12 protein-coding genes are annotated in these 9,585 nt (G+C 46.8%); 4 read left to right on the forward strand and 8 right to left on the reverse strand.

The window, feature by feature from the left end; all coding sequences use genetic code 11:
- Positions 1–213 precede the first annotated feature (213 nt).
- Entirely contained in the window at positions 214–462 is a 249-nt protein-coding gene (locus RIG66_RS08010) for a hypothetical protein (protein ID WP_446376883.1), read from the reverse strand.
- A gap of 444 nt (positions 463–906) precedes the next feature.
- Here RIG66_RS08010 and RIG66_RS08015 point away from each other — a divergent pair, with 444 nt between their 5' ends.
- On the forward strand, positions 907–1,686 hold the full coding sequence (locus tag RIG66_RS08015) for a pentapeptide repeat-containing protein (RefSeq protein WP_446376885.1): 780 nt from the start codon (positions 907–909) through the stop codon (positions 1,684–1,686).
- On the opposite strand, the gene RIG66_RS08020 is transcribed toward RIG66_RS08015, so the two are convergent.
- A complete protein-coding gene (locus tag RIG66_RS08020; RefSeq protein WP_446376887.1) occupies positions 1,667–1,939 on the reverse strand; it encodes a hypothetical protein in 273 nt (90 codons plus the stop codon). The genes RIG66_RS08015 and RIG66_RS08020 overlap by 20 nt on opposite strands.
- 19 nt (positions 1,940–1,958) lie before the next feature.
- Here RIG66_RS08020 and hemL point away from each other — a divergent pair, with 19 nt between their 5' ends.
- Together hemL and RIG66_RS08030 are read left to right on the forward strand one after the other, a co-directional pair.
- Positions 1,959–3,260, forward strand: coding sequence for a glutamate-1-semialdehyde 2,1-aminomutase (gene hemL / locus RIG66_RS08025; RefSeq protein WP_446376889.1), 1,302 nt, complete (start codon positions 1,959–1,961; stop codon positions 3,258–3,260).
- A gap of 189 nt (positions 3,261–3,449) precedes the next feature.
- The gene (locus tag RIG66_RS08030) at positions 3,450–5,135 is read left to right on the forward strand and encodes a hypothetical protein (protein ID WP_446376891.1); all 1,686 of its coding nucleotides are present in this window, start codon (positions 3,450–3,452) and stop codon (positions 5,133–5,135) included.
- Between the two features lie 226 nt (positions 5,136–5,361).
- Here the strand turns inward: RIG66_RS08030 and RIG66_RS08035 are convergent, their stop codons facing one another.
- The 3 genes from RIG66_RS08035 to petN form a co-directional block, all read right to left on the reverse strand.
- The gene (locus tag RIG66_RS08035; RefSeq protein WP_446347017.1) at positions 5,362–5,853 is read right to left on the reverse strand and encodes a YajQ family cyclic di-GMP-binding protein; all 492 of its coding nucleotides are present in this window, start codon (positions 5,851–5,853) and stop codon (positions 5,362–5,364) included.
- 212 nt (positions 5,854–6,065) lie between these two features.
- On the reverse strand, positions 6,066–6,200 hold the full coding sequence (locus RIG66_RS08040; RefSeq protein WP_446376893.1) for a hypothetical protein: 135 nt from the start codon (positions 6,198–6,200) through the stop codon (positions 6,066–6,068).
- Positions 6,201–6,207: 7 nt separating this feature from the next.
- Entirely contained in the window at positions 6,208–6,297 is a 90-nt protein-coding gene (gene petN, locus RIG66_RS08045) for a cytochrome b6-f complex subunit PetN (protein ID WP_071777176.1), read from the reverse strand.
- Between the two features lie 87 nt (positions 6,298–6,384).
- Between petN and RIG66_RS08050 the strand changes: the two genes are divergently transcribed.
- Positions 6,385–6,843, forward strand: coding sequence for a hypothetical protein (locus RIG66_RS08050; RefSeq protein ID WP_446376895.1), 459 nt, complete (start codon positions 6,385–6,387; stop codon positions 6,841–6,843).
- Here the strand turns inward: RIG66_RS08050 and RIG66_RS08055 are convergent.
- From RIG66_RS08055 to RIG66_RS08065, 3 genes are all read right to left on the reverse strand, one after another.
- Complete coding sequence (locus tag RIG66_RS08055) at positions 6,830–7,513, reverse strand: SDR family oxidoreductase (RefSeq protein ID WP_446376897.1); 684 nt, start codon at positions 7,511–7,513, stop codon at positions 6,830–6,832. The genes RIG66_RS08050 and RIG66_RS08055 overlap by 14 nt on opposite strands.
- 496 nt (positions 7,514–8,009) lie before the next feature.
- Positions 8,010–9,188 (reverse strand): VWA domain-containing protein, encoded by a 1,179-nt coding sequence (locus tag RIG66_RS08060; RefSeq protein ID WP_446376899.1) that lies wholly within the window; start codon positions 9,186–9,188, stop codon positions 8,010–8,012.
- Positions 9,189–9,273: 85 nt separating this feature from the next.
- Positions 9,274–9,585, reverse strand: a 312-nt coding sequence (locus tag RIG66_RS08065) for a hypothetical protein (RefSeq protein ID WP_446376901.1), incomplete at its 5' end; no start/stop codon positions are given.

Genomic DNA, 9,585 nt, shown 5'->3' on the forward strand with positions numbered 1-9,585 from the left:
TATTGCCACGCTGTCACATCGCCTTGAAATCAATTTCAAGGCTTATAGCAAAAGTCCGTTAAAACGGACTAGCTAATACATAATTGCTCCTCTGAATAGAATCATGTTTTAATAATCCGGATGAGCTTGTATTTTTACTGAGTCGTCTTCAGACGACTTTGGCTATGAGGCTGGGAATTGATTCCCAGGCGGATGAGCGGGTTACTTTAGAGGTTATCGATCGATACTCACATTAAATAATGTAGTATCTTCACGGGTACTCCAATAATCCTTACCCTGGATCTGCCTCAGTTGATCGTCTAACGTTTGAACCACCTGATTCAAAGACATTTGTTTGTAATAGCGGAAATTCTCGATAAATATTTTGTCATCCAAACTAAGTTGACTATAGCTTTGATATAATAAAGCGTGATATCTGGCGGTAGCCGCTTGGAGTAATTGTTGGTAGGTATCTTCAGGCATAAGTCTAGAGGGGTAGACAAACTTTGAATTATCAGTAATTTTTATTTTGACTGATCACAATTAACAATCGCCTCAGTCTTCATACGGATTTTTGAGTCAGCATAATTTCCCAAAATAAGGGAATTACGCGATTCCACGGAATCAAGGTGTCTCCAATGTTAAGCAATCGAAAGAAAAATCCTGGCAGCGAGAGATAGCTACCAGGGAACTGCATCTACAACTGAGAGTTTGCTTCCTTGTCCTTGCTTTTTAAGCATAGTTCCTTACTCTAGGAGTTAGAATCAGTGAAATTGCGGAATTTTCGCGATCGCTTCTGCCCAGATTACCGAGAAGTACATAAGGGCTTGGGCTTATCGTTTTGTTATGGAGGATGGGAGAGATGGAGGAGTCGGGGCGGGTTGCGAAGAATTCCCCAGTCACTAATCCCTAATCACCAATCACTATATGAAACTTAATATTCTGGCTATCCTCTTACTTTTCACACCCTTTTGGTCAGCCACTCCTCTAAACGCGGAAAATCCTGACCATCTGAAACAGTTACAAGACACTGGCGAATGTTCTACCTGTGACTTAACCAATGCCAATTTGAGTAATACTAACCTGAGTCATAGTATCTTGACTTATGCCGACCTGAGTCAAGCCAATCTCACTCAAGCGATTCTCAGTGATGCTAACCTCAAATATGCTGACCTGATTAATGCTAACCTCAGCAATGCTGACTTAAAAAATGCTGATCTCACCCAAGCCTTTCTCGGTGGTGCAGATCTCAGGGGTGCAGATCTCAGAGAAGCTAACTTCAAAGCGGCTAATCTAAGTAATGCTATTCTAATTGGTGCTAACTTAACCCAAACGCAGTTAAGTTTAGCCAACTTGAGTGAAGCCAATCTGTCTCAATCGATTCTCACTCTAGCGGAACTCAGAGGCGCTGATCTCAGACGTGCCAATCTAGATAAGGCTAGACTCAATGGTGCTAATCTAAAAGCCGCTAATCTTAGAGAAGCGAACCTGAGTAATGCCAGACTTAATAACACGAATTTAAATGGTGCTTACCTCAGAGGTGCTGATTTAAGTAATAGTTTCTTAACCAATGCTGATTTGCGCGAAGCGAACCTCTGGGAGGTTGACCTGAGTCGTGCTAATTTACAAGATGCTGATTTAACTGGTGCAGTGTTTTGTAATACTACTCTACCCGATAGAACTATTTCTAATCGCGATTGTCTCTAATTTGGCGCAGGGCAATCCTAATTTTCAACGAGGGTGTCCCTGCTTCCCCTGCTCCCCCTGCTTCCCCTGCTCCCCCTGCTTCCCCTGCTCCCCCTGCTACCCCTGCTTCCCCTGCTCCCCCTGCTTCCCCTGCTCCTCCTGCTTCCCCTGCTCCTCCTGCTTCCCCTGCTCCTCCTGCTTTGCAGCGTAAGTTAACCCCCTTACCCCTATTTCCCGAATCACCACTAAACTTTATCCTGATAGAGATAAGCATCGAATAACAGGAGACAGTTTTGGTTACCACCTCGTCCTGGACAACCACGAAATCAGAAGAAATTTTCCAAACTGCCCAAAACCTGATGCCGGGGGGTGTCAGTTCCCCGGTTCGGGCATTTAAGTCTGTTGGCGGACAACCCATTGTATTTGACCGGGTTAAGGGTGCCTACATCTGGGATGTCGATGGCAATCAGTACATTGACTATGTTGGCACTTGGGGACCCGCCATTTGCGGTCATGCCCACTCAGAGGTCATTTCCGCCCTGCACGACGCTCTAGAAAAAGGCACAAGCTTTGGTGCCCCTTCTGCGCTAGAGAACGTTTTAGCCTCCATGGTGATTGAAGCCGTTCCCAGTATCGACATGGTGCGGTTTGTCAATTCCGGTACGGAAGCTTGTATGGCAGTCATTCGCCTGATGCGTGCATTTACAGGCAGAGATAAAATTATCAAATTCTCTGGCTGTTACCATGGTCACGCCGATATGCTGCTCGTGCAAGCGGGTTCTGGGGTTGCTACCCTTGGCTTACCTGACTCTCCCGGTGTCCCTAAATCGGCAACAAGCAGTACCCTGACTGCCATTTACAACGATTTGGAATCCGTTAAATCTCTCTTTGAAGCCAATCCAGATAGTATTGCTGGGGTGATTCTTGAACCCGTAGTTGGTAACTCTGGCTTTGTTCCCCCTGATACCGGATTTCTGGAAGGCTTACGCCTGATTACTCAGGAACATGGTTCCCTGTTAGTCTTTGATGAAGTGATGACGGGGTTCCGGATTGCCTACGGCGGCGCTCAAGAAAAATTTGGCGTCACTCCCGATTTAACCACATTGGGTAAAGTGATTGGTGGGGGTTTACCCGTGGGTGCTTATGGGGGACGTAAAGATATCATGTCCATGGTTGCACCCGCCGGTCCCATGTACCAAGCAGGCACTCTTTCCGGTAATCCCTTGGCGATGACGGCTGGGATTAAAACCCTGGAGTTACTGCAAAAACCTGGAACTTACGAACAGCTTGACAAAATCACTAAAAAGCTGTCCGAGGGGTTATTACAAATTGCAAAGGAAACCGGACATCCTGCCTGTGGTGGACAAATTAGTGCTATGTTTGGCATGTTCTTCACCGTAGGTCCCGTGCGTAATTACGACGATGCCAAAAAGTCGGATTTAGCCAAGTTCAGCCGCTTCCATCGGGGCATGTTAGAACGGGGAATTTATTTAGCACCGTCCCAGTTTGAGGCAGGATTTACCTCATTGGCGCACACGGATGAGGATATTGACCGCACGCTAGAAGCCGCGCGGGAGGTTATGTCGAGTCTGTAGGGATTCGGTAGGATACTGTTACCGTTTCACGATTAGTATTCTAGGAATAAGGGGAATTTACAAATTCCCCTTACTTATTCTTTAAAAATAAAGATTGCCTAAATTTTTAGGGAAAAAAGGTACAAAAATCACTCTAATTAACTTAACGTCTAAAAAGTTGTATAACCGGTGAAGGCTTAAACGATTAAAATGTATAGAATTTTATTAACCTTAACACTCCTGGCTATTCTAGAACTATGGGGTTACTGCATAGACTTGCCAAAACTCGCAATAGCTGCCGACTTTCAAACCCAGCAAATCGAATCCTTAGAACCGTCTGTTCCTCTGTTCGATAACCTGGGCAACTACCATCATCCCATTTCCAGCGACTCAGACTTAGCACAACGCTATTTTGATCAAGGATTAATCCTCACCTACGGATTTAACCACGCTGAAGCCGCCCGTTCTTTCCGAGAAGCCACCCGACTTGATCCGAACTGTGCGATGTGTTATTGGGGAGTTGCGCTGGTTCTGGGACCGAATATTAATGCAGCAATGAATACCGATGCTGTACCCGAATCTTGGCAGGCATTGCAAAATGCCTTAGAACGTAGCCAAAATGCCAGCAATCAAGAACAAGCCTATATCCAAGCTTTGGCAAAGCGCTACTCTTTAGATCCACGGGCTGATCGCCCATCTCTAGATATTGCCTATGTTCAGGCAATGCGAGACGTCAGCCAACGTTATCCAGACGACTTAGATGCAGCCACTCTATTTGCCGAAGCCTTAATGGATACAATGCCTTGGGATTATTGGATAGACGGTAAACCTAAACCGAAAACCCAAGAAATCCTAGCGACGTTAGACTCGGTTCTCGATCGCAACCCTAATCATCCCGGTGCAAACCACCTCTATATCCATACCGTTGAAGCCTCACCTGAACCCGATCGCGCTATCCCTTGTGCGGATCGCCTGCGTAACCTGGTTCCGGGTTCTGGACATCTCGTTCACATGCCATCCCACGTTTATATCCGTGTTGGGCGCTATCATGATGCGGCAATTGCCAATCAACGAGCGATCGCGGTTGACCAAAACTATATCACCCAGTCCTCCACACCCGGATTATATCGATCAGCTTACATTCCCCATAACCCTCATTTTCTCTGGGCAAGCGCATCGATGGAAGGGCGGAGTGAAGTGGCGATGCAAGCCGCACGCCATACAGCCGCTATGGTGGATCAGCATAAGATGCGCCAGCCAGAGTATGACACACTCCAGCACTACTATCTGATTCCCCTTTACACACTAGCTCGGTTTGGCAAGTGGGATGAAATTCTGGCAGAACCCTCACCAGGACAGGAACTCAAATATCCAACAGGAGTTTGGCATTATGCTCGTGGCATGGCATTTTTAAGCAAAGGTCAGTTAGACCCAGCTACAGAGGAACTGAACCAGTTAAACGCGATCGCGGCTGATCCAGAGTTGGCTAAAATGCTCATCTGGGATATCAATTCTACAGCGAATTTGTTGCACATTGCCTCTGAAGTTTTAGCCGGAGAATTGGCAGCTAAACAGGCAGATTATGAATCCGCGATCGCCCACTTACAAATGGCAGTCCGTCTTCAAGATGAACTACGCTACGATGAGCCAGAAACTTGGTATTATCCTGTGCGACAATCCTTAGGTGCTGTCTTATTAGACGCGGATCAAACGGCTACAGCCGAACAAGTCTACCGCCAAGACTTAGAAATTCATCCCAATAACGGCTGGTCATTGTTTGGACTTGCTCAAAGCTTACAGGCACAAGGAAAAATACAGGAAGCTAGGGCGGTACAAGAACGGTTTCAAGAGGCTTGGAAATATGCCGATGTAATACTAACAGCTTCGCGATTTTAAAATTTTAACCAAGTTGTAGAGACCTAGCACACTAAGTCTCTACAAATATTCGCGAACACAGAATCTTCCCTCGACAGAGGGTTGAAACCATTGTCCATTGCCCATGACACACCGAGCGAAGCGTTCGACTGAGCGCTCACGCCGAAGTCCGAGGTGTTGCCTATTCCCTATTCCCTATTCCCTCTACCCACCACAAGACTTATTCAGCACACCCTATCTATGTCTTCTATCGATAATTCGTAAATTGCAGCGCCACGGGCAATTCCTCTTGTTTCAAGCGCTGGATAATTTGTTGTAAATCATCTTTGGATTTACTTGACACTCTAACCGCATCGCCTTGAATCGAGGCTTGTACTTTTTTGAATTCATCCCGAATCAGTTTGGCGATTTTTTTGCCAATATCTTGGCTAATTCCTTTTTGCAGTTTAATTTCTTGGCGTACTCGATTGCCACTCGCTGATTCAACTTTGCCGTAGTCGAAAATTTTCGGAGAGAGGTTGCGTTTAGTGGCTTTGGTCAACAGAATGTTATGTACAGTATCTAGGGTGAATTCGCTATCGGTGTTCACAGTAATTGTCTCATCACCCAAGTCAACGGTTGTCTTGGTGTCTTTCAAGTCATAACGGTTGCTGATTTCGCGATTGGTTTGGTCTAAGGCATTCACCAACTCTTGTCGGTCAAAATCACTGACGATATCAAATGAATAGGTTGAAGCCATAATCTAAAGATGTGAGCGCATTCAGATGGTACAGTTATCTCCTTATACCGCTAAACCTAGCCGCTTTCAATATCGAATGCGACTGATGATTATTTTGTCATTCCCTAAAACCGTGAAAGTGGAGGGTAAGGACACGACAATGCCGTGTCCCGACGATGCAACTGGCGGCAACTGAGAAAACAGGGGTATGCCCCCTGTCACGATTGACAAGCTTACAGTTTCTTATCCCGATCGCGACGACGGCGATCGCGCCATTCAACAGCGGTTAAGTAAACGACACCCCCCGTCACTAGGACTAAGAGTCCCGCTGCCGCGACAAACACTACGGTAAAAACAGAACCTTCCACAATCTCTCTAGAATCCGTTACGAGCCCAGACTACCATCGCAATTGACCAAGTGAACAGAACCAGAGTGGCGACCCAGCCTAATGACAAAATATCCATCGTGCTTTATGAGTAGTGATTAAGAAATGACTCCAAAGTTTATGATAATTCAATTTGAACCGTCTTTGACCACCAGGAGCGAAAGTCGTGAACTCTTCCTTTGACCCCACTGACGCTGAACGGATCGAATCCCTGAAAGCGGCTATCCTGGGGGGATTATCCCTAGCCTTAACCTATTGTGCGATCGCGCTGTTGCACTCGCTGCTGCTATCCACCCTGTCGCCTGCCCTCAGCTTACTGGATGTCCAGGCTAATCTAACCCTATTGATCAAAGTCGCGATCGCGTTTTTGTCTGGCTTCTTATTCGGTGTCACCTACCGCTACGCCATCCGGGATGACCAAAATCCCCAACTGAAAGCGGGAGTCGTGTTCGCGTTTGGTTTGGTGCGGGGTTTGGCGGTAATAGAGGGACAGCCGGATATCACCGATACCGTTTGGGTTTGGGGTATCTTAGTCAGCGAGAGTCTCATCGAATTTGCGATCGCCCGTTTTACTCTCGACTGGGCAATTCAGCGCCGTTGGATCAAACCCTTCACGTCAAACTGAGTTCCTCAAACTCCGGATAGCCATACATCTGCGCCCGATCAATCGCCGCCAGGACTTTATTATTCGCCGCATCTGAAAATAGACATTGACACACCAACTGGGCGACATCGGCGCGATGAATTGTTCCCGCCACCTTTTGATTTTCTGTCACCACACCATTTCCGGTTGCAGGTTCTGACTTCAACCCACCAGGTCGAATCACAGTATAGGTCAGTCCGCTATCCTTCAAATAGTTCTCCGCTTGTTCTTTTTCAATGAGTACAGGCTTCAACGTGGTCAACGCTTGGGGGGGTAAGGAGATCGCACTCTCACCACTACCAATCGAGGAAATCAGGATAAACTTTTGTACCTTAGCCTTGACAGCCGCATCAATTAAATGCTTGTTGCCAAAAAAATCCGCTCGTTGACCATCCTTGGGTAAGCCACCTATCGTACTGATCACCGCCTGAATCGGTTGATCTCCCAGCATGGTTTGTTCAACCGTTGCCGCATCTAGGGCATCTCCCATTACCACCTGAATCCCCATCGCTTCTAACTCTGGGCGAGAGTCCGGGGAACGCAACAGGGCTTTAACCTTCTGGTTTTGCTCAACCAGGTATTTGGCGATTTCTCGACCCACCCCGCGACTAGCGCCTGCGAGAAAAATATAAGACTTATCTGTTTCAATCATCTGTCCTTCCTTAGAGAAAGAGAAAATTCGTTCTCTGTTTTCACTTTAATTTCACAATTACCCACTATCTTAAAAATAACTGTGACCAAGTAGAAACGTTGCATGCAACGTCTCTACATAAATGATGCCGCAATTCCTAATCGATGTGTCTACTGCTATATCGGGTGTAACTAGCGCTTTGATCTAAGCAAAATCTTGACAAAATTAGGCTCTGCCCTAAAATTTAGGTAAATTCCGGCAATTTTCGTGGACATTCTCACGAAAACTTCGGTAAAGTGAAGATTCAAGAAAAAGCGCCACTGAATTAAGCCGTTAATTCAGCAACGCCTGACAAATTGAGTTTTCTAGTCCTGGCAAAAATTATAACAAATTGTGACGGCAAAGGCTTAACTGTCCTTTTGCCGTCATACTTTTGCCGTAATATCATAATTGTTGGTTGGCAAATTCGCTTGTTTATCACACAAGGTTGATAAGAGTTTTCTGGTTAATTTCCAACTCAACACTCAACACTAAGCACCATACCCTGTGCAGCCGCCCATTGTGTAATATCTTGACGCTGAATTGCAGCTGCCATTAAATCAGGAAACTGGTCAGGCGTGCAAGCCATAGCTGGGATACCCAATCCGGCAAGTTTTTCGGCTATCCAATGATCATACATGGGCGCACCTTCATCATTGAGGGCAAGCAGCGTGATCAACTGAACTCCTAATCCCACCAATGCCGCCACGCGCTTAAGCATTTCTTCCCGGTTTCCCCCTTCATATAAGTCACTAATTAACACTAAAATAGTGTCCTGAGGACGACGCACCAGTCCTTGGCAGTAGGTGAGGGCGCGGTTAATATCGGTTCCGCCTCCCAGTTGAGTACCAAAGAGTAAGTCTACGGGATCTTGCGCGGCGTCGGTTAAGTCTACGACCGACGTATCAAATACGACTATTCGGGTTTGCACTGCCCTGAGAGAGGCTAGCACCGCCCCAAAGATTCCCGCATAGACGACAGAGGTTGCCATGGAACCACTTTGGTCGATGCAGAGGATAATATCGTGTAAAGAACTGCGTTTGCGTCCGTAGCCGATTAGGGTTTCGGGGATAATTGTGCCGTATTTAGGTTGATAATGTTTGAGGTTAGCGCGGATAGTGCGGTTCCAGTCGATTTCATTATGGCGGGGACGGCGGTTGCGAATGGCACGGTTGAGGCTACCGATTATGGCTTGGCGGGTGGGGTTGGTTAATTTACGCTGCAATTGTTCAACCACTTGACGCACCACACGGCGGGCGGTTTCCTGGGTTTTGCTGGGCATAATGCTACTAAGGGATAGTAGATTTGCCACGAGATGAACATCCGGTTCAACGGCTTCTAGCAGTTCCGGTTCCAGCAGCATCTGTTGCAGGTTAAGGCGTGCCATTGCATCTTTTTGCATCACCTGCACGACTGATGAGGGGAAATAGCTGCGAATGTCGCCTAACCAACGGGCAATATTGGGAGAAGAACTCCCAAGTCCACCACGGCGGTCAGAATCGTAGAGGGCGCTGAGGGCATTATCAATGGCTTGATCTGTTGGATTAAGGGTAAAGGAATCTGCGGCTTCTCCCTCACCATTCTCCTGACAAATACCATCGGCGTCTCCACCCCCTAAGAGAAGTCGCCAACGGCGTAGGCGTTCTGGCTGGGTCATCGTTTCTAGTAGCAATTACCGGATGCTGATTGAGTTATTGTATCGGATTGAGTGGAGAAAAGCTGTCTAATCGGTAAATCACCTACTAATCATCGCTAACCTCGTCTTCATCATCCAGGTTTTTACCAGTCTTCTTTTGCAACTCGGCATAAAGACGTTCCAGCCTTGCCCTTCTATTGCTTAGCTGTTTGAGTCGGTTGTTATGGAATTCAATTTGCGAACTGTGATATGTCGTTAACTTGTCATTTTCATCGATCAGTTCGCGGATGATTCCCCCAACAGTAGTTCCTCTGTGAGTATCGCCGAATCGATCCGTATTTCTCCTCTGGCTAGTCTCTGTACTAGCTGAGATCTCGACATTCCCAGAGCTTTGGCTTTCTGACGGAATAATTCCCAG

Source organism: Coleofasciculus sp. E2-BRE-01, assembly GCF_040221695.1.
Classification (GTDB): Bacteria; Cyanobacteriota; Cyanobacteriia; order Cyanobacteriales; family Coleofasciculaceae; genus Coleofasciculus.